At 64.9% G+C, this 21655-nt stretch carries 22 protein-coding genes and 1 tRNA gene; 8 read left to right on the top strand and 15 right to left on the bottom strand.

Annotated elements, in window-relative coordinates:
- Positions 1-141 precede the first annotated feature (141 nt).
- Together K414_RS26495 and K414_RS0109145 are read right to left on the bottom strand one after the other, a co-directional pair.
- Complete coding sequence (locus K414_RS26495; protein ID WP_343294183.1) at positions 142-801, bottom strand: type IV toxin-antitoxin system AbiEi family antitoxin; 660 nt, start codon at positions 799-801, stop codon at positions 142-144.
- Between the two features lie 325 nt (positions 802-1126).
- A tRNA-Thr gene (locus K414_RS0109145) sits at positions 1127-1201 on the bottom strand.
- A gap of 89 nt (positions 1202-1290) precedes the next feature.
- Between K414_RS0109145 and K414_RS0109140 the strand changes: the two genes are divergently transcribed.
- A complete protein-coding gene (locus tag K414_RS0109140) occupies positions 1291-2754 on the top strand; it encodes a threonine/serine exporter family protein (protein ID WP_027495673.1) in 1464 nt (487 codons plus the stop codon).
- A gap of 10 nt (positions 2755-2764) precedes the next feature.
- Here the strand turns inward: K414_RS0109140 and K414_RS0109135 are convergent, their stop codons facing one another.
- Positions 2765-3025 carry an MbtH family protein gene (locus tag K414_RS0109135; RefSeq protein WP_027495672.1) on the bottom strand — a complete coding sequence of 87 codons (261 nt, stop codon included), beginning with the start codon at positions 3023-3025 and terminating at the stop codon, positions 2765-2767.
- Positions 3026-3115: 90 nt separating this feature from the next.
- Positions 3116-3925, bottom strand: a complete 810-nt coding sequence (locus K414_RS0109130; protein WP_027495671.1) for an alpha/beta hydrolase — start codon at positions 3923-3925, stop codon at positions 3116-3118.
- A 92-nt stretch (positions 3926-4017) separates the two neighbouring features.
- On the opposite strand from K414_RS0109130, the gene K414_RS0109125 reads away from it, so the two are divergent.
- Entirely contained in the window at positions 4018-4545 is a 528-nt protein-coding gene (locus K414_RS0109125) for a hypothetical protein (RefSeq protein ID WP_027495670.1), read from the top strand.
- Between the two features lie 31 nt (positions 4546-4576).
- The gene (locus K414_RS0109120; RefSeq protein ID WP_027495669.1) at positions 4577-5230 is read left to right on the top strand and encodes a hypothetical protein; all 654 of its coding nucleotides are present in this window, start codon (positions 4577-4579) and stop codon (positions 5228-5230) included.
- Positions 5231-5698: 468 nt separating this feature from the next.
- Here the strand turns inward: K414_RS0109120 and K414_RS0109115 are convergent, their stop codons facing one another.
- The 4 genes from K414_RS0109115 to K414_RS0109100 all read right to left on the bottom strand — a co-directional run bounded on the left by K414_RS0109115 (position 5699) and on the right by K414_RS0109100 (position 10319).
- Positions 5699-6187: an FBP domain-containing protein gene (locus K414_RS0109115; RefSeq protein WP_027495668.1), complete on the bottom strand. Its 489-nt coding sequence runs from the start codon at positions 6185-6187 to the stop codon at positions 5699-5701.
- Positions 6184-6756 carry a TetR/AcrR family transcriptional regulator gene (locus tag K414_RS0109110; protein WP_027495667.1) on the bottom strand — a complete coding sequence of 191 codons (573 nt, stop codon included), beginning with the start codon at positions 6754-6756 and terminating at the stop codon, positions 6184-6186. Before K414_RS0109110 ends, K414_RS0109115 begins: the two co-directional genes overlap by 4 nt.
- Positions 6757-6825: 69 nt before the next feature.
- Complete coding sequence (locus K414_RS0109105) at positions 6826-8574, bottom strand: ABC transporter ATP-binding protein (protein ID WP_027495666.1); 1749 nt, start codon at positions 8572-8574, stop codon at positions 6826-6828.
- Positions 8571-10319 (bottom strand): ABC transporter ATP-binding protein, encoded by a 1749-nt coding sequence (locus tag K414_RS0109100; protein WP_202595058.1) that lies wholly within the window; start codon positions 10317-10319, stop codon positions 8571-8573. The genes K414_RS0109105 and K414_RS0109100 overlap by 4 nt, the downstream gene beginning before the upstream one ends.
- A 105-nt stretch (positions 10320-10424) precedes the next feature.
- Between K414_RS0109100 and K414_RS29350 the strand changes: the two genes are divergently transcribed.
- The 3 genes from K414_RS29350 to rsgA all read left to right on the top strand — a co-directional run bounded on the left by K414_RS29350 (position 10425) and on the right by rsgA (position 13257).
- Positions 10425-10598, top strand: coding sequence for a hypothetical protein (locus tag K414_RS29350; RefSeq protein WP_008710019.1), 174 nt, complete (start codon positions 10425-10427; stop codon positions 10596-10598).
- A 52-nt stretch (positions 10599-10650) separates the two neighbouring features.
- On the top strand, positions 10651-12099 hold the full coding sequence (locus K414_RS0109090) for a trehalose-6-phosphate synthase (protein WP_027495664.1): 1449 nt from the start codon (positions 10651-10653) through the stop codon (positions 12097-12099).
- Between the two features lie 141 nt (positions 12100-12240).
- Complete coding sequence (gene rsgA, locus K414_RS0109085; RefSeq protein WP_027495663.1) at positions 12241-13257, top strand: ribosome small subunit-dependent GTPase A; 1017 nt, start codon at positions 12241-12243, stop codon at positions 13255-13257.
- Between the two features lies 1 nt (position 13258).
- Here the strand turns inward: rsgA and K414_RS0109080 are convergent, their stop codons facing one another.
- Positions 13259-13489 (bottom strand): hypothetical protein, encoded by a 231-nt coding sequence (locus tag K414_RS0109080; RefSeq protein WP_027495662.1) that lies wholly within the window; start codon positions 13487-13489, stop codon positions 13259-13261.
- Between the two features lie 158 nt (positions 13490-13647).
- Between K414_RS0109080 and K414_RS0109075 the strand changes: the two genes are divergently transcribed.
- Positions 13648-15063 carry an MFS transporter gene (locus tag K414_RS0109075; protein WP_027495661.1) on the top strand — a complete coding sequence of 472 codons (1416 nt, stop codon included), beginning with the start codon at positions 13648-13650 and terminating at the stop codon, positions 15061-15063.
- Positions 15060-15461, top strand: coding sequence for a MarR family transcriptional regulator (locus K414_RS0109070; RefSeq protein ID WP_027495660.1), 402 nt, complete (start codon positions 15060-15062; stop codon positions 15459-15461). The genes K414_RS0109075 and K414_RS0109070 overlap by 4 nt, the downstream gene beginning before the upstream one ends.
- 35 nt (positions 15462-15496) lie before the next feature.
- Here the strand turns inward: K414_RS0109070 and K414_RS0109065 are convergent, their stop codons facing one another.
- From K414_RS0109065 to K414_RS0109040, 6 genes are all read right to left on the bottom strand, one after another.
- The gene (locus K414_RS0109065; RefSeq protein ID WP_027495659.1) at positions 15497-16243 is read right to left on the bottom strand and encodes an FAD-binding oxidoreductase; all 747 of its coding nucleotides are present in this window, start codon (positions 16241-16243) and stop codon (positions 15497-15499) included.
- 175 nt (positions 16244-16418) lie between these two features.
- Positions 16419-16835 (bottom strand): helix-turn-helix domain-containing protein, encoded by a 417-nt coding sequence (locus K414_RS0109060; protein ID WP_045841157.1) that lies wholly within the window; start codon positions 16833-16835, stop codon positions 16419-16421.
- On the bottom strand, positions 16835-18010 hold the full coding sequence (gene dnaJ / locus K414_RS0109055) for a molecular chaperone DnaJ (protein WP_027495657.1): 1176 nt from the start codon (positions 18008-18010) through the stop codon (positions 16835-16837). Before dnaJ ends, K414_RS0109060 begins: the two co-directional genes overlap by 1 nt.
- Before the next feature lie 31 nt (positions 18011-18041).
- The gene (gene grpE / locus K414_RS0109050) at positions 18042-18701 is read right to left on the bottom strand and encodes a nucleotide exchange factor GrpE (RefSeq protein ID WP_027495656.1); all 660 of its coding nucleotides are present in this window, start codon (positions 18699-18701) and stop codon (positions 18042-18044) included.
- On the bottom strand, positions 18698-20542 hold the full coding sequence (dnaK, locus tag K414_RS0109045) for a molecular chaperone DnaK (protein ID WP_027495655.1): 1845 nt from the start codon (positions 20540-20542) through the stop codon (positions 18698-18700). Before dnaK ends, grpE begins: the two co-directional genes overlap by 4 nt.
- A 338-nt stretch (positions 20543-20880) precedes the next feature.
- Positions 20881-21381: a hypothetical protein gene (locus tag K414_RS0109040; RefSeq protein ID WP_032366878.1), complete on the bottom strand. Its 501-nt coding sequence runs from the start codon at positions 21379-21381 to the stop codon at positions 20881-20883.
- Positions 21382-21655: the final 274 nt, after the last annotated feature.

Here is a 21655-nt window from a genome sequence, read left to right as displayed (position 1 = left end):
CTGAGTGGTACATGCCCGTTGCGCGTTCGTCGGAATCAAGTGCTGCGTTACTGCGATAATTTTACCGTCAGCAATAGTCCTTCTCGACCTCGGCAGGCGCGACACTGAATTGCGTTGCCACCGAGTCCAGCTCATCGGGGTTCACCGCTGCTCCCCCAACCGATCCCGCAACCGCATCGACGTCGTTCGCATCTTCTGAACCCCAGCAATCTCGGCTAACACTTCTGCGTCGCACCGCCGATACAACTGCTCCACCGCCGGCCACACCTCACCCTCGGCGTCACCGAGACCCGGACGCTTCACCAGATCCAACACCGTTTGCTCGGGCGTCGTCACCAACACCGCACCCAACTCGGTATCGACGCGCTCCGCATCCAGACGTGCCGTGTCGCGCACGACGAACCGAACCACCGCCTGACGATCCGCCAACCGAATCGGATCGTGGCGCGTCGGCACAGCCACCACCGCCGTCGCCAACGCCCGCGGAATCGCACCGTGCAGCCGCGCCGCACTGACCCCCATTACAACAGCGTCATCGGGGCCGTACGCCGCGACAGCGATACCGGCCGCTGCAGCCTCAAAGCCAGGCATCCACTCGGTCCCGACCCGGTCGTCTGGCACCGCCACGTAGAAGCCCGTCGCCACCCGGTGCAGCAGACCCAAGTCCATCAGGCGCGCGAGCTCGGCGCGTGGGTGCGCGTAGACATCGGCGGCCATCGCGGCCCGCACCATCCGCATCGGAAGTCGCGCAAACTCGGGAGGTAACCCGGCCTGACGGCGTCGAACATTGCTCGTAGTCACGGACACCTCCATCCAGTATCGAATACGTAGGCTTTAACCCTACAGAACCGACACTGATTCCAACACTGCACCTCGGCCCGGCCATCACCTGCCCAGTCCATACGCATCCACCTACATCCACCCGAACGCTCACCGCTGAGTTAGCAAGGAGTTGTGACACTCTGTGACACCGAACGCCGAATCGACCCGCCGAACCGGCAAAACCCCGGGTCACACAAGACACATAAACCCCAGGTGGACGAACCGGGCTCGCGCAAGAAACGAGCGGCGAAAACAGGCCAAAAAGAGACGGCCCCAACCGTTTTCGCTGGTCAGAGCCGTCTCATGGAGCCTCCTAACGGGATTGAACCGTTGACCGCTCGCTTACAAGGCGAGTGCTCTACCGCTGAGCTAAGGAGGCAGTGAAGCGAGCCAAGCATACCGTTCAACGGACGCTCAGCGACAACAGGTACCTTGTCGGTGGATCACCCCAGCAACGTAAAGACGGTCATGACTTTCCTGCAAGACCTGACGGCTTCGCTGAGCCGTCTCACCGGTGAGCGTCGGGCCACCATCGATACACCGACCGCCGCGCCGTCACCTCTTCGCCCTATCGATCTGACGGACGACGCGACGGTCGCCGAGGTCCTCGAGCTGGCCGTTCGTGTCGGCGAGGTGTTGTTGGCGTCGGGCACGTCTGCGGTAGATACGGCGACGCAGGTGCAGTTCATCGCCGCGACGTACGGCCTCGCGCGATGCGATGTCGACGTCACGTACAACTCGATCACGCTGAGCGCACATCGCGGTCCGACGCGGCCGCCGGCGTCGACGATGCGCATCGTCCATTACCGCTCGATGGACTTCACACGGCTGGCCGCGGTCGACCGACTTATTCGCTCGGTGCGCGTCAAGGTGGTCCCGGCGAGCATCGCGCGTGACCGCCTCGACGAGATCACCTCGGCCCCGCACCCGTACAACCGGTGGATCGCGACCTTCGCGTGGGCCGGCATGGCGGCGGCGATCGGTGTGTTGCTCGGCGGCGGCGCGTTGGTGGCGGTCGTCAGCTTCCTGACGACGATGGTGATCGACCGAATCGGCCGCATCCTCAACCGCGCCGGACTGCCCTTCTTCTTTCAGCAGGTGGTCGGCGGATTCGTCGCTGCCACGCCGGCGATCACTCTGTACAACTTTCAGGATCAGCTCAATATCGACATCTCCCCATCGGTGATCATCGGTGCCGGGGTGACGGTGCTGCTGTCGGGGCTTTCGCTCGTCGGCTCGGTACAGGACGCGATCACCGGAGCACCGATCACCGCGTCGGCCAGATTCTTCGAAGTGTTGATGATGACGGGCGGCATCATTGCCGGCGTCGCCACGTCGCTGCGGCTGGCGGCCCTGATCGGGAGCGATCTGCCGCAGATCAGCAACCTGCCTCCCCCGGACATCACACAGGTGCCCACCAAGGTCCTCGCCGGCGCGGCCGCGTCACTGTTCTACGCGCTCGCCTGCTACGCCGAGCGGCGCGCACTGACGGCAGCGTTCATGGGCGGCTTCGCGGGTGCGCTCGTCTACTTGATGTCGCAGACGTTGGCTGTGGGTCCGATCATCGCGTCTGCCATCGCGGCCACGGTCGTCGGATTCGCCGGCGGTCTACTCGCACGTCGAGCGCTCATTCCGCCGCTCATCGTCGCCGTCGCCGGAATCACTCCGTTGCTGCCCGGTCTCTCGCTCTACCGAGGTCTGTACGCGATCCTCAACGACCAATTGCTGCTCGGTATCAGCTCGCTCTTCGCGGCGTTCGGCATCGGCTGTGGCCTGGCTGCGGGCGTCACATTGGGTGAGTGGGGTGCGCGAACACTGCGTCGACCCCGGATCCTGGCACGCACCGAGGAACTACTGCGCCCGACGCTTCGCCGCAGAGAAGAACCGCGCCGACCGACGGTTCGTCGGCGGCGCGGTACGAGTCCTTCGTAGAAGGCGGAACTCAGGCCTCGGTGCTGGGGGTTCCCTCAGCACCTGCGCGGGCAGCTGCGTCGGCCTCCATGGCCTCACGCAGGCTGCGCGGACGCATGTCGGTCCAGTTCTTCTCGACGTACTCCAGGCACGCAGCGCGGGTGTCTTCACCGAAGACGACACGCCACCCCTGAGGGACCTCGGAGAACGTCGGCCACAGCGAATGCTGATCTTCGTCGTTGACCAGCACGAAGAAGCGTCCGTCTTCGTCATCGAACGGGTTGGTACTCATCTCGCCTCACTCGTCGCGAACGTTTGATTGGTAAGTCTGCACCGTGAGGTGCCACACGACCCTAGCAACGCAGGTCGTGCTCAGGTGGCGTCAGGCCTTGAAGAAGTCGAGCAAGTGCGCATTGACGGCCTCGGGACGCTCGAGATATCCGTAGTGCCCGGCGTCCGCGATCTCCACGTATCGAGCCCCCGGAATGGCGTCGGCGAGCTCCTTGCCCAGGTAGGCGGGGATCATCCGATCGTCGGCGAACCCGACCGACAGACACGGCACCGACACTGCCCGGTAGGCGTTGGTGCGGTCGAAATCGTCGTCCATGCCCAGCTGCGCGCGCACCCCGGCGGATGGCGAGGATGCCGAGAACTCGAACAGGTCGAGCCAATCGCGAGCCGTTCGCGCATCACGCAACGTGGCGGGCGACAGGTTCATCACCGCCGTCACCGCGGCCGAGTACGTGCCCGGCAGCTCGACGCGCTTGTCGTAGAGCGCCCGCTCGCCCTGGGCGAGCGTCTTCTGAAACTCGTCGACCCGCGCGTGCCCGGCCAGGAATGCCGCCTTGCGAACCAGATCGGGACGCTTCAGAGCCAACTCCTGCGCGACGCGAGAGCCCATCGACGTTCCGACGACGAAGGCCTTCTCGGCACCGTCGCGGACCAGTTCGATCAAGCCCTCGGTGTCGGCAACCATGGCGTCGATGGTGATACCGGTCGCACTTTCCGACGACGGCGCGATACCGCGGTTGTCGAAGGTGCACACCCGGTAGCCGGCCGCCAGGAGGGCCGGTACCTGATGCAGTTCCCACACTCGGCCGGGACTGCCGGTGCCCATTATCAGAACGACCAGGTCTCCACTGCCCTTGACCTGGTAGTTCACGTCGATGCCGTTGATCTTCGCGATAGGCATACGTCTCCTCACTGCTGATGCTTTCGTCGGCGATCGTATCGTCCGAGGTCGACGTGGGGTTACTCGAACAGCCAGTGGGTACCTGCAGTTACATGACTGACGAGAACGTAGCGGGCGAAGCACGCAAAGGAATGCTCGACGGGATCAAGGGCAAAGCCAAAGAGGTCGTCGGCGCTGTCACCGGCAACGACTCGTTGACGGCCGAGGGCCAGTTGCAGGCCGCTCAGGCTCGCGAACGTAAGGAGGCGCAGGCCACCGAACGCGTCGCCGATGCGCAGGCCACCGAGGCCGCGGAGGAGCTCGCCGACGTGCGGACTGCGGCAGACAGTCGACGCGAGGCCGCGGAAGAGAACGCGGCAGTTGCCGAGGCGAACGCAGATCGCGTTCGAGAGACCCAGGTGGCCGCGGCCGAGCAGAACAAGCGTGAGACCGTGGCGCAGGAACGAGCGGCAGCCGAGGTCGACGCTACGGCCCAACAGATCGAAGCGGCCGAGGAGCGCAAAGCCGAGCAGGCCGCGGCGGATGCGGACGAAATGGTGGCTGCGCAGAAGCACCAGGAAGCGCTGCTGCAGGCCGAAGCCGACCGCAAGAAAGCCGAAGAGCTTCGCAACCAGGCTTGACCCACCACTGCTGATCTAGGAGTTCGACTACATGAGTGTTTTGGCCCTACCACTGACCATCCTGAGAATTCAGTACCGGATCGCTCGAATTCCGTTGCAGCTCATCGAGACCAACGTCGTGGTGAAGATGGATGCGGAATCGCCGGCACGGCTCGCCTACGAGCACACGCTCGGATCCCTCGATCGTGCCGTCGGTAACCTGTTGGGAGACAGAAGCCTTGCCGATCGCGGCGAGACGCTGGTCGACAGCACCGAGAACCGCGCCGAGGCAGCACGTCTGGACGCCGAGGCACGTGCGAAGAAGACCGCTGCGGACGCCGACCTGAAGACGGCTCGTGAGACCGCCGATCAGGACCGGCGGGCCGCCGACGCCGCAGCCCAGGAAGCCGCCCGCGACGCGCGACAGGAAGCCGAGCAGCGCAAGCGCGAGGCCGCCCAGGAAGCCGAACGCGAAGCGGCTGCAAAGAAGAAGAAGGCCGACGAGCAAGCTGCCGCGGCGGCCAAGGCAGCCGAGGACCGCAAGAAGACTCAGCAGGCTCAGGTCGACAAGCAGGAGAAGTTGGCAGCAGCGCCGTCCGAGGCCGAATTGGCCGAGGCCGCAGAGCGATCCGAGGAAGCCGACGCCAAGAAGGACGAGGCAGAGCGCATCGAGAAGCTGTTCATCGCGGAGAAGAACAAGGACTGACAGCCCAGTTCTCTCGAATCGAGCTCAGCAACAACCTCTTCCAGCCCCGCACCGTGTTCTCGGTGCGGGGCTGGTGCGCGCTGCAACCGTTGGTGCCACACTCTCAGAGCATCGACCGGGGCGCACCAGCGAAGCCCGACTGCCCGGTTTACTGTAGGTTCGCCGAACACATCGACAAGGCGGGTAGATGCGCATGCGACAAACGGGACCCGAGTCCAGTCCACCCAACCGCGCCCGGCACAGACTCTCGCCGCTGTTCGCCACTCTGGTGATCTTCGGGGTTCTAGCCGTCCCAAGACTGGACTTCCCCGGGGCCGGCATTGCGGGCTGGGGACTGGCAATTGTCGCGGCAGCGGCCTGGCTTTTCACAGCTTTGCGGCCACAGCGGTCCAGCCAAAAGAGCTAGGTCGTGCGCGTTGTGCGTACCTCTGAGGGCGCATAACGCGCACGACGGGAGCGGAGCGACGATCAGCTGACGATGCGAGCGAGGAATGCGTCGATATTGTCTTTGACTGTCGCCGTGCGGGTGTCGACGTCGAAGTCCTCCTTGAACTGTCGTCCCAGGGCCGGTGTTTTCTTCTTGCGTGCGTACAGAGAACACGCGAGATCCGAGCAGATGTAGGTACCGACGGTGTTGCCGCGTCGCCCGGACTCCCCTGCCTTCGCAGCGGCCATCAGCGACACACCGCCGTTGGCGTGGGTGGTGAGACAGATGCTGCACATCTGCGCAGTCCGTGGGCCACCTGCCTTGTATCGCAACGCAATTCCCCGGAGTCGATCCTCCTGCGGTACGACGATGTAGCTCCGTCCCGCCAGCTTCGGGTCGCCCCAGCCGAGGAAATCGAGATCCTCCCACGGCACTTCGTCGAACATATCGGGGAGGGAAAGCCGAGTGGCGTCGCCCTTGGACGAGTTGACGAACGACGATCTGATGTCGCGTTCGGAGATCGGCTTCATTGTTCCTGCCTCCATTGCCGTAGGAGTGTGTCGATTCCGTCGAGGATTCGGGCCCACGACTCTTGCGAGTCGGGTGCACTGTGAGCGAACGAGCCGGCCGCTTCGAGGCTGGCAAAACCGTGAAAGACGCTGCCCAACAATCGAACAGCATGTACCTGATCCACCTCGCTCAGGTGATACCCACGAAGGATCGCCTTCATCATTGCCGAGTGCCGCACCCCGGCACTGTTGATCGCCGTCTCGTGGTCGAGAGGAAATTGAGTGGCCGCGTACCGGCCGGGATGTTCGCGCGAATAGACCAGGTACGCGTCGGCCACTGCCACCAACGCGTCCTTGCCTGCCCTGCCTGCCAACGCTTCTGCTACCCGGTCGGCCAATTCTTCCAACGCCAGCAGAGCGATGCCGACATTGAGCTGATGCGCGCTCTTCAGATGCGAATACAGACTCGCCACTTTGACGTCGAAGCGTCGCGCCAACTCACTGGCAGTCACGCGATCGAAGCCGACCTCGTCGGCCAGATCCGCTCCTGCTGCCACGATGCGCTGCGCGGTCAATCCTGCGCGTGCCATGTCGGCCTCCTCCATCTTCCGAGGACACCGTAGCCAAAACTAATAGCTATAGGCAAATTGCTATAGCAATCAGCGACCCTGCCACGCCTCCCACAGCTCTGCGTAACGCCCACCGGCAGCGACCAACTCGTCGTGCGGACCTTGCTCCACGATTTTCCCGTGCTCGAGCACCACGACGCGGTCCGCTGCAGCGGCCTGGGTGAGGCGATGCGCCACGACCAATGTGCTGCGGCCTCTCGTCGCCGCCTCCGCAGCCAGTTCGAGCTCACGGGCACCGGAGCTGCCGGCCTCGGCGGTGGCCTCGTCCAACACCGCGACAGCCGGATCGGCGAGAACCAGCCGCGCCAGAGCCAATTGCTGCGATTGCGCCGCGGTCAACTGGTGACCGCCCTCGCCGACGGCGGTGTCGAGGCCGTTCTCGAGCGCCTCGACCCATCCCCAGGCACCGACGGTCCGCAGTGCGGCTTCCACGTCGTCGCGGCCGGCGTCCGGTGCCGCGAGCAACACGTCGTCGATCAGTGGGCCGGCGAAGACGTGCACTTCCTGGCTGACGATCGCGACATGCCGGCGTAAACCCTGGTGGCCCAACGAGTCCAGCGACGCGCCGCCGACACGAACCGTGCCCGACGTCGACGCCATGGACCCGGCCGCAATGGCCGCGATCGTCGACTTCCCGGCACCGGTGGATCCCACGAGCGCGACCGTCTCACCTGCGTCGACACGCAGGTCGACCCCGTGCAGTACTTCGTGACCCCCGTCGTACGAGTGGCGCAGGTCGACGACATCGAGGGTGGCGTCGGCAGGCACGGAACCGTCGCCCACCGGCCGCTCGTCGGCAATGTCGACGACACCGACCAGTCGGGCCAGAGAAGCTCCGGCAGACTGGATGTCGTCGAACGTGAAGAGCAGGGTGCCGATCGGATTGAACAGGCGATGGAACAGCAGCGCCGCGGCCGTGGTCTCACCGACGGTCACGTAATCGCCTCGTACGAGCAGGAATCCGGCCAGCAGGATCACCGACAGACCGACACATTCGGCGCGGTTACTGCGTGAGCCGAAACGGGTGAACAGGCGGAAGACGTCGACGCCGATGTCGCGGGCTTTCGCCGACGCTCGATCCACCTCACCGAGGTGCTCGGCTTCGAGTCCGTAGGCCCGCACCGTCTTTGCGCCCTGCATGCTGCTGACGAAGGACTGGGCTCGCTCGCCCATAGCGACTCGTTCGGCCGCGTACAGCGGAGCCGATCGGGGCAGATACCAGCGCAGCGCGAGCACGTACATCGGCAATGCCACCAGACCGGCAAGCCCCAGACGCCAGTCGATTCCGAGCATCGTGATCATGCTCAGGCACACCAGCAGGAATGCTCCGACGAGCTGGGGAATCACTTCGCCGATCGACTTGGCCATCACTGCGACGTCGTCGCCGACGCGGGAGAGCAAGTCGCCCTTGCCCACTCGCTCCAGCGTGGCCACCGGCAGGCGGAGAGCGCGTCGCACGACGGCCTCACGCAGCGACGCCAGGATGCCCTCGCCGAGGGTACTGATCAGGTAGCCGCTGAAACCGGTGACGACACCGCCGATGACCGCTGCCACCGCGATCACGACGACGACCCCCACGATGGTCGACGAGTCGGCCCCGTCGCGGACGCGGTCGACCAAGACACCGAGCACGTAGACGGGCACCAGCGACATCGCCGCGGCAATTGCGCCGAGCAGCAGCGTCACTGCCGTTCGTGCCCGTCGTAGTTTCAGCTGTTCCAACAGCCAGCGGCCCGACCGGGCACCGGTGGCGATGGGAAGAAGTTCGGGGGCGGTCATCGCAGCACCGTCTCCTTGTACTGCGCGTCCGAGGACGCGAGATCGTGGTGGGTTCCTTCGGCGACGACGCGGCCGTCGTCGACGACGAGCACGCGATGCGTCACCGACAGCAGCGCAGGGCTGGTGGTGATCAGGATCGTGGTCTGCGCGGCGCTGCCGGTGTGTCGAAGCTCGGCGATGCCGCGCGCGATCGTGTGCTCGGTGACGGCGTCGACCGCGGTGGTGGGGTCGTGCAGCACCAGCACCGGGGCGTCGACCGACAGGGCCCGCGCCAACGCGACCCGTTGACGTTGGCCGCCGGAGAGGCTGGCACCGCGGTCGGTGACGGCGTGGTCGAGTCCGGCTTCGTGCAGTTCGACGACGTCGGTGGCCGCGGAGGCCTCGAGCACGCGGTCGAGTTCGGCGTCGGGCTGCGCGCGACCTGCGGTGACGTTGCTGCGGACGGTACCGGCGAACAGATCGGTGATGTGCGGCTCGACGAGCACGGTCTCGCGGGCGCGTCGGAGATCGATGTCCCCTGTTGCGATGCCGCCGATCCTTACCGTTCCGGTGTAGTCGGACTCGGAGATCTGACCGGAGAGCACCTGGGCGAGTGCCTCCCCGTCCTGCGGCCGGTAGGCAACGATTCCGAGCATCTCGCCGGGTGCGGCCGAGAAGGTGAGGCCGTCGAGCGAACGGAACCCGACCTCGTCGACGGCGAGTTCGGTACCCGAGGGCACAGCGGAATCCGATTGCGGCAGAACGTGGTCGGCACCGAGTACGAGTGCGAGCCGGTCGGCCGAGCCACGCACCATCGCCACCACGCCGGGGATCTTGGACAGCCCGGTCAGCGGTTCGATGACGAATTGCGAGAGCCCGATGACGGTGATCAGCTCGCCGACCGAGATGCGACCCTGCAACGCGAACCAGCCTGCGGTACCGGCGATTCCGACGGCGAGCAACGCGTTGACCGCCGCCGCCAGGCCCTGATAGACGTTGTTGGCGCGGGCCAACCTCAGCGTGGCCGCCAGTGCCGTTCGGCTCGACGTCACGAACCGCTGAGTCGCGGCGTCCTCGGCTCCGATTCCGCGCAGCGGACGCACTCCACTGACCAGATCGGTGGCCATTCCCGAGACCCCGGCGATCTCGGCCTGCTGTGCGGTGGCCGCGCGGGTGAGCAACGGGGCGAGACGCTGGAGCGCGATCAAAATTACCGGAGTGCCGATCACGACGGCCAGGCCGAGAGGAATGTCGATGATCAGCAATGCCACCGCGGACGCGACCACCGCCACTGCGGACGCGAAGACTCGCGCGATCAGGTCGAGAATCCACGATTCCTTCTCGGCATCGGACGTCGAGACCGTCAGCAATTCCCCGGCCGACAGATCGGTGCGCAGTCCGCGTGGGTCGAGAACGCGGCCGGCGACCTCCACCCGCACATCGTGGGCCTCACGCTCGATGGCGACGACGATGATGCGGGCACCGATGCGCCAGGCGTAGGACAGTGTGACGAACAGAGCCGCGAGACCGACCAACGAGACGATCATCGCCGTCACGTCGCCGGTGTCGATCGCCCGCGACACGATCAGACCGATCGCGACCGGAACCATCGTTTCGCACAGTTGATGCACCCCGAAGAGCAGGGACGAGACGATCAAGCGGGTGCGACGACGTCGTACGGTGCGGCGCAGAATCGCGCCACCGGTGGCCGGGAAAGGTGCCTCCACCACGTTTCGAGCATGGTGAAGCGAGACAGAATCGATCATTCGCTGCAGCCTATGGCATCGGGAAGTGGCGATGGGGTGTCACATTTACATAGAGTTGGCACCAGCGAACACCGAGTAAGTCCAGCAGAGAGTACGGAGATCACCATGCCTGCCAAGACATCGACCGACAACGACATCGCCGACGAAGACATCGTCCCACTCGAGTACGAGACCGCCAGTCAGGCCCAGCGCGTCGTCGCCGCCTATGCGACCGATGCAGACGAGTGCCGCATGTTGTTGTCGATGCTGGGTATAGACCCCGTAGCGAAGACCGACTGACAGGTTTTCGCAGGGCTGATTACCTAGGCATCAACAAGCGGATTGGACAGTTGTGGCTGACGCCTCGCAGGGTTCGGATTTCGTCGTCGTAGCCAACAGGTTGCCGGTCGATCTGGAGACACTTCCCGACGGAAGCACGCGATGGAAGCGCAGCCCCGGCGGGCTGGTCACCGCGCTCGAGCCCATCCTGCGCGCCAACAAGGGTGCCTGGGTGGGATGGGTCGGCGTATCCGACGTCGACGTGGAGCCGTTCGTCGAGGACGACCTGCACCTGCGTCCGGTGCCGATCAGCGAGAAGGAATACACCCAGTACTACGAGGGCTTCTCCAACGCCACGCTGTGGCCGCTGTACCACGACGTCATCGTCAAGCCCGAGTACGACCGCGACTGGTGGAACGCCTACGTCGAAGTCAACCGCCGCTTCGCGGAGAAGACGTCCGAGGCAGCCGCGCAGGGTGCGACGGTGTGGATTCAGGACTATCAGCTCCAGCTGGTGCCCAAGATGCTGCGGATGCTGCGGCCAGATCTGACCATCGGCTTCTTTCTGCACATCCCGTTCCCACCGATCGAGCTGTTCATGCAGATGCCGTGGCGCACCGAGATCGTCGAAGGACTGCTCGGAGCCGACCTGATCGGTTTCCATCTGTCCGGCGGTGCACAGAACTTCCTCTACCTTGCCCGACGCCTCGCCGGGGGAACCACCTCACGCGGAACCGTCGGTGTGCGATCCAAGCTCGGTGTCGTCCAGGTGGGGTTCCGGACCGTACGCGTCGGAGCGTTCCCGATCTCCATCGACTCCGGTGACCTCGACACCAAGTCGCGCACGAAGGCCGTCCGAGACCGCGCCAAGCAGTTGCGCAAAGACCTGGGCAATCCGAAACGGATCATGCTCGGCGTCGACCGACTGGATTACACCAAGGGAATCGACGTTCGGCTCAACGCATTTCGAGAGTTGCTCGAAGAAGGCCGAGTCGATCCGGCCGAGAACGTCATCGTGCAATTGGCGACGCCCAGCCGTGAACGCGTCGAGAGCTATGTCGCCATGCGCGGTGAGATCGAACAGCAGGTGGGACGCATCAACGGCGAGTACGGCCAGGTGGGCCACCCGGTGGTCCACTACCTGCACCGTCCCATACCCCGCGAGGACCTGCTCGCCTACTTCGTCGCTGCCGACGTCATGCTGGTCACTCCCCTACGCGACGGCATGAACCTCGTCGCCAAGGAGTACGTGGCCTGCCGCAGCGACCTCGGTGGCGCGCTGGTTCTCAGCGAATTCACCGGTGCTGCTGCAGAATTGCGCCAGGCGTACCTGTGCAACCCCCATGATCTGGACAGCGTGAAGGACGCCATCACGGGAGCGCTCGAACAGGAACCCGAGGCAGGTAAGCGTCACATGCGAGCCATGCGCCGGCAGGTTCTCGCCCATGACGTCGACCGCTGGGCTCGCTCGTTCCTGTCCGCTCTGGCACAACCGGCCGAGGGCACCAACCTCGTCAGATAAATCGCTTTACCCCCACCGTCGACGGCTGCTAGTTTGCCGTCGACGGTTTTGTGCATGCGAGAAGTGAGGAGGTGGGCATCGTGGCCACCTGGACGAGAACACACCCGAGCCCTCACACCTCCTCCACGAAGGACTTCTCGCATGTCTTCTCTACTCGAATACGGACTCGACCAGCACTGGCGTGACGAGTTCGAGCAGCATTCTCACAGCGCAGTTCTCGCCCGCGTGGTTCGCGTCGACCGCGGTGAATTCGACGCCATCACCGAGCACGGAATCGCACGCGGCACCGGCACTGACCTCTGCACCGGGGATTGGGTGGCACTGGACGCGGAATCGTTCCGGCTGATCGACATCCTGCCCCGCCGAACGGCCATAGTTCGCGCCAGTGCCGGATCGACCTCGGCCGCACAGGTTCTCGGTGCCAACGTCGATACCGTCGTGGTCACTGTCGCGTCGGACACTGCCCTCGATCTCGGTCGCGTCGAGCGCTACCTCACGCTGGCGTGGGGCAGCGGCGGCGTACCCGTCGTCGCGATCACCAAGACCGACAGCGGACGCGTCACCGAAGAGTCGGTACTGGCCGCCGCGCCGGGTGTCACCGTCTGCAGCACCAGCGCGGTGTCGGCCGACGGAATCGACTCGCTGACAGCACATCTGCACGGCACGGTCGCGCTGATCGGGCCGTCGGGATCGGGTAAATCGACTCTCGGCAACGCTCTGATCGGGAGCACCGCGTTCGCCACCGGCACCACTCGCGAGGCGGACGCCAAGGGCAGACACACGACGGTGCGTCGGGAATTGATTCCGGTACCACGGCTGGGACTGACCCTGCTCGATACTCCCGGATTGAGGTCGGTGGGCGTACAAGGATCGGAAGACGCAGTGGCGAACGCTTTTTCGGATATCGACGAGCTGGCCGCACTGTGCCGTTTCGGCGACTGCGCGCACGCACACGAGCCCGGTTGCGCCGTTCTCGCCGCCGTCGAGGCAGGCGAACTCACCGAACGCCGGCTGAGTAACTATCGAAAGCTGTTGCGGGAGAACGCCTGGACCACGTCACGCTACGACGCGCGGGCGCGCAGCGAGAAGTTGAGGGAATACAAGCAGATGACCAAGTCGCTACGGCAGAAGTACGCAGCCGACGGTGGGCGGCGCTAGGTCAGCTCTCGTCGAACAGCGAGGGGCTCTCGGACTCCGCCTCTTCCAGCGGAGCCGAGCCCTCGCGCGGCGACGCCTTGCGCACCACCTCGACCGTCGTCGTACGGACCGACAGCCGATGCCCGTCGTGATGCTCGAGCAACGCCAACCCTTGACGAATCTCGAGCACCTTCCACGGGCCTGCATGCCCGGACGCCTGAACCAGGTCGCCTGGTGCGATCTCGGAAGCCACTGTTGTTCTCCATTCACCGAGCAGGTATCGGGGGTCGAGCAAGTCTGTGACACACACCCTATCGGGCACCGACCAGCCCGACGCCACTTGCTCGTCGAACAAGTTAGGAGTACTCATGTAATAGTTGTAGATGTACAAGCAAATATGCGGAGGTGCACGTGGCCGAGCTGACTCGACGACACCGATATCTCGTGCTCGGGATCTGCTGCCTCAGCCTGTTTCTCGTCAGCACCGACAACACGATCGTCAACGTCGCGCTGCCGTCGATGCGCGCAGATCTGAATGCATCGGTATCGGGTCTGCAATGGATCATCGATGCATACACGCTGGTCGTGGCATCTCTGCTGATGCTCGGCGGCTCGATGGCCGACCGGTACGGACGCAAGCGGTTCTTTCTGATCGGCACCGGAACGTTCGTGCTCGGCTCGCTGCTGTGCAGCGTCGCACCGTCGCTGGGCTGGCTCATCGCCTTCCGGATGCTGCAGGCCATCGGCGGCTCGATGATGAATCCCGTCGCGATGTCGATCATCACCAACACCTTCACCGACCCCAAAGAGCGCGCCGGCGCGATCGGCATGTGGGGTGCCGTCGTCGGAATCTCGATGTCCGCGGGACCGGCACTCGGCGGCGTGCTCGTCACCAGCGCCGGCTGGCAGTCCATCTTCTGGATCAACGTCCCCGTCGGGATCTTCGCTTTGGCGATGACACTGAAGTTCGTCCCGGAATCCAAGGCCGAGCACGCGAGGAAGTTCGATCCGGTAGGTCAGTTCCTCATCTTCGCGTTCCTCGCGTCCCTGGTCTTCACCATCATCGAAGGTCCCGCGAAGGGCTGGGGATCACCGCTGATCGTGTTCACCGGTGCCGTCGCGATCGGCTCTCTCCTCGGGCTGCTGGTGGTCGAATCGCGAATCGAGGAACCGCTGATCCAGCTGAAGTTCTTCCGCAGCGCACCGTTCAGTGGCGCTACGGTGATCGCCGTGTGTGCGTTCGCGTCCCTCGGCGGGTTCCTGTTCCTCAACACGCTGTACCTGCAGGACGTTCGCGGCTACTCACCTCTGCACGCTGGTCTCTACACTCTGCCGATGGCACTGATGACGCTGATTTTCGCGCCGATATCGGGACGCATCGTCGGCAGCTTCGGGGCTCGCATCCCCCTGCTCGTGGCCGGCCTCGGCTTCGTGGTCTCGGCGCTGATGCTCACCAGAACGACGCCGACGACATCCTTCACCTGGTTGGCGACGGCATACGTGATCTTCGGAATCTCCTTCGGCATGGTCAACGCCCCGATCACCAACACCGCAGTGTCCGGGATGCCGCGCAGCCAAGCCGGCGTGGCCTCGGCTATCGCGTCGACCAGCAGGCAGGTGGGTCAGTCGCTCGGTGTGGCCGTCATGGGATCGATCGTCACCGCGAGCATCGTCGGAGAAATCTCCGACGGCTTCACTGCCGCCGCCGTGCCCGCCTGGTTCGTCATCGCCGGTGCAGGCGTGGTCGTGACCGTGCTCGCGCTGGTCACCACCGGCCGGTGGGCACGATCGACCGCCGAACGTATCGACCAGCCGGTGCTCGTATGACGAGCGAAGCAGCGCAGATCTGGCGCGAGATGCGAGCGCTGATGCTCGAGGTACACGACACTCGACGGGCCGTCGCCGAGGCCACCGGGATGAGCTTCCTGCGCGCGAAACTGCTGATCAAGCTGTTGGGCGGCGATCGGTCGGTCACCGAACTCGCCGATCTGCTCGCCTCCGACGTGCCCTACGTATCTCTGAACGTGCGCGAACTCGAACAGCGAGAACTGGTGTTGCGCACCGAGGACCCCCACGATCGTCGACGACGCATCATCGGACTCACCGACACCGGACGCCGCCTCGCCGAGAAAGCCCGCACGATCGCCGACGCCCCTCCGCCGGAATTCACGGCACTACCGCCGGAGGACCTGGCGCATCTGCGTCGAATACTGCGACTGCCCTGATGTGGTGGGGCGGCGCTTCGGCTTCTGCTTCGGCTTCAGCGGCGAATGTCTGCGAGCGGGGTTCCGATCTCGACGAGGGCGCGCACGGTGGCGGCCTCCATGCCGGGTGAACCACACACCAGGATCTGACGGTCGGGGAACGGCCCCTGCACCGCGACGACGTCGGCGATAGCACCCTCCCAACAGTGCTCCGGCTCGAAAAATGATGTGCTGGAACCAATTTCCTCGTGAATACGATCGTTCCAGCGGTCCGAGGCCCACGGCTCGTGCAGCTGATCGACGACGGGAACGACGGTCAGCCACGGCAACTCGGCCGCCATCAACCACAGCATGTCGCTTGCATAGAGATCGCGCGGCGACTTGCCGCCGAAGAACAGCGTCACATTCGGCGGCCGCTCCCAGCGCGTGAGATCGAGCAGAATCGCGCGCAACGGAGCGAGGCCGGTACCGCCCGCGATCATGACGACGTCACGCCCGGAATCGTCGACGTGCAGACCGCCCTGCGGATCACTGATCTGCCAGACATGACCGGGCCGCGTCTCGTTGACGATCGACCCGCTCACCCACCCCGCGGGTACCGCGCGCACATGGAATTCGAGCTTGCCGTCCAGCGACGGCGGCAGGGCGGGCGAATATCGCCGCGTCAGAGCAGTGTTCTGAGGCACTGTCACGGACACCGATTGCCCGGCCCTGAACGGGATCGCGTCGCCCTCGAGCCTGATCACCGCGAGGTCGTTCCGAAGGCGATGGTACTGAACGACTGTCGAATTCCACGCCTGCATGCGGACCAGGATAGGGGGCGATGCCGGGTGTCTCGCAAACGCGCGCGGGGTTCGCCGCTGCCGATGCCGCAAACGCGCGCGCGTTTGCTGAACGCGCGCGGAATAGTGACCGAATCACTGGCAAGTCTGCGCGCACCTGACAAATGCGCGCGCGTTTGCGGGGAAGGCGGCGAACTCAGCGCTGGTGCTTCGGCTTCCAGACCACCAGGGCGTTGCGTTGGATCGGCACCAGGTCACGGCGATAGCTCGCGTGCACGTTCGCTACCTCCTGCGCCAGTTCAGAGACCCGGGCCTGCAGGGCCTCGACCTGGTTGGTGAGCTCGATGATGCGCTTGATGCCGGCGAGGTTGACGCCCTCGTCCTGCGAGAGTCGCTGCACCTCACGGAGCAGCGCGACGTCCCGCGGTGTGTAGCGTCGACCTCCGCCGGTGGTGCGGTGCGGGATGACCAGGCCCAGTCGGTCGTAGGTGCGCAGCGTCTGCGCGTGCATACCGGCGAGCTGGGCCGCGACGGAGATCACGAAGATCTGGGCGTCGGGATCACCTTGTGCCCCACCGGCTTTCGCGGAACCGCCCTCGGGAGGGACCGACATCACACACCTGCCCACCCGGCCCGCGGGTCGAATCCGCTGGCCTTCTCGGCTTCCAGATAGGTCTTCAGAGCGTCGGTAGCAGCATCGTCGAGTTTCTGCGGGACGGCAACTTTGACGGTCACCATCAGGTCGCCTGCGCCGGACTTCTTCGGGATGCCGCGTCCACGCACCCGCAGCACTCGGCCGTCGACGGTGCCCGGTGGCACCTTGACGCCGACGCGTCCTTCGAGGGTGGGCACCGACAGTGTGGTGCCGAGGACCAGTTCGCCGTAGCTGACCGGCACGGTCACCGTGAGGTCGTCGCCGGTGCGGCCGAAGACCTTGTCGGGCTTGACTCGAACGGTGACGAACAGGTCGCCGGACGGTGCTCCACGAAGTCCGGCCTCGCCTTGGCCTGCGAGTCGAACTTTCTGGCCGTCGCTGATGCCGGCCGGTACTCGCACGGTGATGGTGCGGGTGCGGTTCTGCACACCGGTGCCGCGGCAATCGACGCACGGGTCGTCGATGATGGATCCGGTCCCGCGGCAGTCGTCACAGGGCTCGCTGAAGCCGAACGCGCCTTGGTTTCGGTTGACGACACCTTGGCCGTTGCACTTGGGGCACACCCGCGGGCTCGTTCCGGGCTTCGCGCCGCTGCCGTGACACGTGGTGCACGACGACGGACTGGTCAACCGCAACGGGACCGTCACACCCTGCGCTGCTTCACGGAATTGCAGCGAGGTCTCGGTCTCGACATCGCTGCCGCGTCGGGGACGGTTGCTCTGCGGGCGCTGGGCTGCGCCGCGATTGAACAGACCTCCGAACAGATCGCCGATGCCGCCGTCGCCGCCACCGCCTTGACCGAAGATGTCGCCCACGTCGAAGGTCTGGCCACCGCCACCGAATCCGCCTGCACCGGGCGAGAATCCGCCTCCACCGCGGCTACCGAAGCCACCGGACGCGAACAGCCTCCTGGCCTCGTCGTATTCCTTGCGTTTGGCCGGGTCGGCGAGAACGGCATGCGCCTCACTGACCGCCTTGAACTTGTTCTCGGCCGCGGCGTTACCGGGATTGGCGTCGGGATGGTTGTCCCGCGCCAACTTTCGGTACGCCTTCTTGATCTCTTCTGCAGTAGCGCTGGAGGAAACGCCCAGCTCCTTGTAGAAGTCCTTCTCGATCCACTCCCGCTGGCTCACCGGGCGTTTCCTCCTCTCGCGCTATTTCTTTTTACTGCTCGTCGGACGCGGGTGCGTCCGATTCTTCTGTTGCCGTGCCCTCGGAAGCACTGTCGACCACACCGACCATCGCGGTACGCAGCACGCGCTCGCCGAGCTTGTAGCCCGGACGCATCAGCGTGCCGACGACCGGATTGCTGCCGTCGCCCTCATGGGAGACGGCCTCGTGGATGGCCGGGTCGAAGGCGTCGCCCTCGGCCCCGAAGGTGCTCAAACCGATGTTCGAGAACACCCCCGCCAACTTGTCCGCCACGGACTTGAGCGGTCCGGTTTCGAGATCGCCGTGCTGGCGAGCTCGCTCCAGATCGTCGAGGACGGGGAGGAGCTGGGACACGACGGACGCTTTCGCGTTCTCCGCTCCCGTCTGCTTCTCCCGATCCGTGCGGCGACGGTAGTTGGCGTACTCGGCCGACACGCGCTGCAGATCGGCAGTGAGTTCGGCGACCTGAGTGTCGCGCGGATCTTCTGTGTCCTCCGCCTCGACCACGATCTCGCCTGTCCCTTCGTCCACCGAGCCGGGCTGGGGCGCAGTACCGGTGCCCGCGAGGGGCTCCGGAACTGCGTCACCTTCCCGTACTTCACCGGTCTCGGGATCGATCTTCCGCTTGTCCACGAAAGTGACCGGTTCTTGCTCGGAGTTACCCGACGTCACTTCTTGTCCGTGTCGTCGGCGGGCTCGTCGACAACCTCTGCGTCGACTACACCGTCGTCAGCGGCCTGCGCGCCACCCTCTGCGCCGCCCTGCTCCTTGGCCTGAGCCTCGTAGATGGCGGTGCCGAGAGCCTGCGACTCGCTCGACAGCTTCTCCACGGCGGTCTTCACTGCCGAGATGTCGCTGCCCGCGAGTGCCGTCTTGGCGTCGGCGATGGCGGTTTCGACGCGGCCCTTGAGCTCGGCGTCGACCTTGTCCTCATTGTCCTTGACGAACTTCTCCGTCTGGTGGACGAGGGACTCGGCCTGGTTGCGGACCTCGGCCTCTTCGCGACGAGCCTTGTCCTCGTCTGCGTGAGCTTCGGCGTCGGCGACCATGCGGTCGATCTCTTCCTTGGACAGACCGGAGCCGTCCTGGATCTTGATCGTGTTCTCCTTGCCGGTGCCCTTGTCCTTGGCCGTGACGTGCACGATGCCGTTGGCGTCGATGTCGAAGGTGACCTCGATCTGGGGGACGCCGCGCGGAGCCGGGGGCAGATCCGTCAACTCGAACGAGCCGAGGAGCTTGTTGTGCGAGGCGATCTCGCGCTCACCCTGGAAGACCTGGATCTGCACCGAGGGCTGATTGTCGTCAGCGGTGGTGAAGGTCTCGGATCGCTTCGTCGGGATGGTGGTGTTGCGCTCGATGAGCTTGGTCATGACGCCACCCTTGGTCTCGATACCGAGGGACAGCGGCGTGACGTCGAGGAGCAGAACGTCCTTGACCTCACCCTTCAGCACACCGGCCTGCAGTGCAGCACCGACGGCCACGACCTCGTCCGGGTTGACGCCCTTGTTGGGCTCGCGTCCACCGGAGAGTTCCTTGACCAGCTCGGAGACTGCGGGCATACGCGTCGAACCACCGACGAGCACGACGTGGTCGATGTCCTTGACGGCGATGCCGGAGTCCTTGACCACTGCCTGGAACGGCGCACGGGTGCGGTCGAGCAGGTCGGAGGTGATCTTCTGGAACTCCGAGCGGCTGAGCTGCTCGTCGAGGAAGAGCGGGTTCTTGTCCGCGTCGACCGTGATGTACGGAAGGTTGATCGAGGTGCTCTGCCCGGAGGACAGTTCGATCTTCGCCTTCTCGGCAGCCTCACGCAGACGCTGCAGGGCCATCTTGTCCTTGGTCAGATCGATGCCGTTCTGAGCCTTGAACTTGTCGACGAGCCAGGTCACGATGCGCTCGTCCCAGTCGTCGCCACCGAGGTGGTTGTCGCCGGACGTCGCGCGGACCTCGACGACGCCGTCGCCGATTTCGAGCAGCGAGACGTCGAACGTGCCGCCACCGAGGTCGAACACGAGAATGGTCTGCTCGCTGTCGCCCTTGTCCAGGCCGTATGCGAGAGCTGCCGCGGTGGGCTCGTTGACGATGCGCAGGACGTTGAGGCCGGCGATCTGGCCGGCTTCCTTCGTGGCCTGACGCTGTGCGTCCTCGAAGTACGCGGGAACGGTGATGACCGCGTCGGTGATTTCCTCACCCAGGTAGGCCTCGGCGTCGCGCTTGAGCTTCTGCAGCGTGCGCGCGGAGATTTCCTGAGGGGTGTACTTCTTACCGTCGATCTCCACGGTCCAGTCCGTGCCGACGTGGCGCTTCACGGAACGAATCGTGCGGTCGACGTTGGTGACCGCCTGGTTCTTCGCGGGCTGGCCGACCAGCACTTCACCGTTCTTGGCGAAAGCGACGATCGACGGGGTGGTGCGTGATCCCTCGGAGTTGGCGACGACAACCGGTTCGCCGCCCTCGAGGACGGACACGACCGAGTTGGTGGTCCCGAGGTCGATACCGACCGCACGAGCCATAATGTTTCCTCCTGTTGTTGCGTGGGTTCCAGTCCCTGGGTGAGCGAACTCCGCTCAAGTTTGCACAACGCGATCTATCGCGTCAACTTCCAACTTGAGCCTCATCCACTCAAGGCTGCTGACCTGCACAACGGAGGGTGTGGCGAATTTGTTCCCGAGGGAGCGGCTGCGCCGCATGTGAGTAGGAGTGGAGCCTGCGGAACGACCCAGGTGAGTGAAAACTCGACCCCTGCTACGAAGTTCCACGCACATGGGGCGAAGCCCCTCCACAGCAGTACGCCGCGACGATCGGCGGGGATCGTCGCGGCGCAGCGGGAGAGAAAGTACGGAACGAAAATTTACTCGGCAGGCTCGGTGGCGGGTGCGGGGATGCAGCTGTAGCTGAGCAGTCCACCGGTGATGTTGTTCATGAAGTCGGCATCGAGTGCGCTGGCGAAGGCAGCTGCGCCGGCAGGGCGAGCGACCCATTCGCGATCGGCCGACGGCACGGTGTACGTCATTGCCTCGCCTGCCTTGATGGTCTTCTCGGTGTTCTGACCCTGCAGACCCGGCAGTGCGCCGTAGTTGACGTTGACGTTCGACGCGTCGTCGGCACCCTTGTTCTCGACCTTGACCTGCAGTGCGACGACGCCGCCCTCGGGGGCCTTCTCGACTGCGGTGTCGCAGACAGTGGCCATCGAGACCACCAGGTCGGGGCTTTCGAGAACTGCGGAGCCGAGTGGCATCGCGGGCTCGGTCTCGGGCTCGGCCGAGGCCATGGGTACGAGGACGACCGCACCGATGCCGGCGGCCAGGGCGGCCGTCGAGGCCAGGATCGAAGTGCGGGCAAGACGTCGCATGGACAACTCCTGTGGCTGAGGGGATGTGACCCGTGAGTCTGATGTGACTGAAGGGACAGTTGGTACTTCCTCACTATGACCTATCCGATTCAGACATTCCACACCAGGCGATCTCGATTCGATGACGTTCGCATATCGAACAAAACCGGTCGGGCCGAATGACATTCGTGTGATTCGGCCGACGCTCACCGATCGACGGGCCGGGCCCGGCGCGCCCACTCGCTAGGTTTCGCTGGTCGAAGAAGAGGGGAACCACAACCCTGCGGATCGGCCG

The sequence above is a fragment of the Rhodococcus sp. JG-3 genome (assembly GCF_000482405.1).
Classification (GTDB): Bacteria; Actinomycetota; Actinomycetes; order Mycobacteriales; family Mycobacteriaceae; genus Rhodococcoides; species Rhodococcoides fascians.
This window is presented reverse-complemented; position numbering and strand designations above follow the sequence as displayed.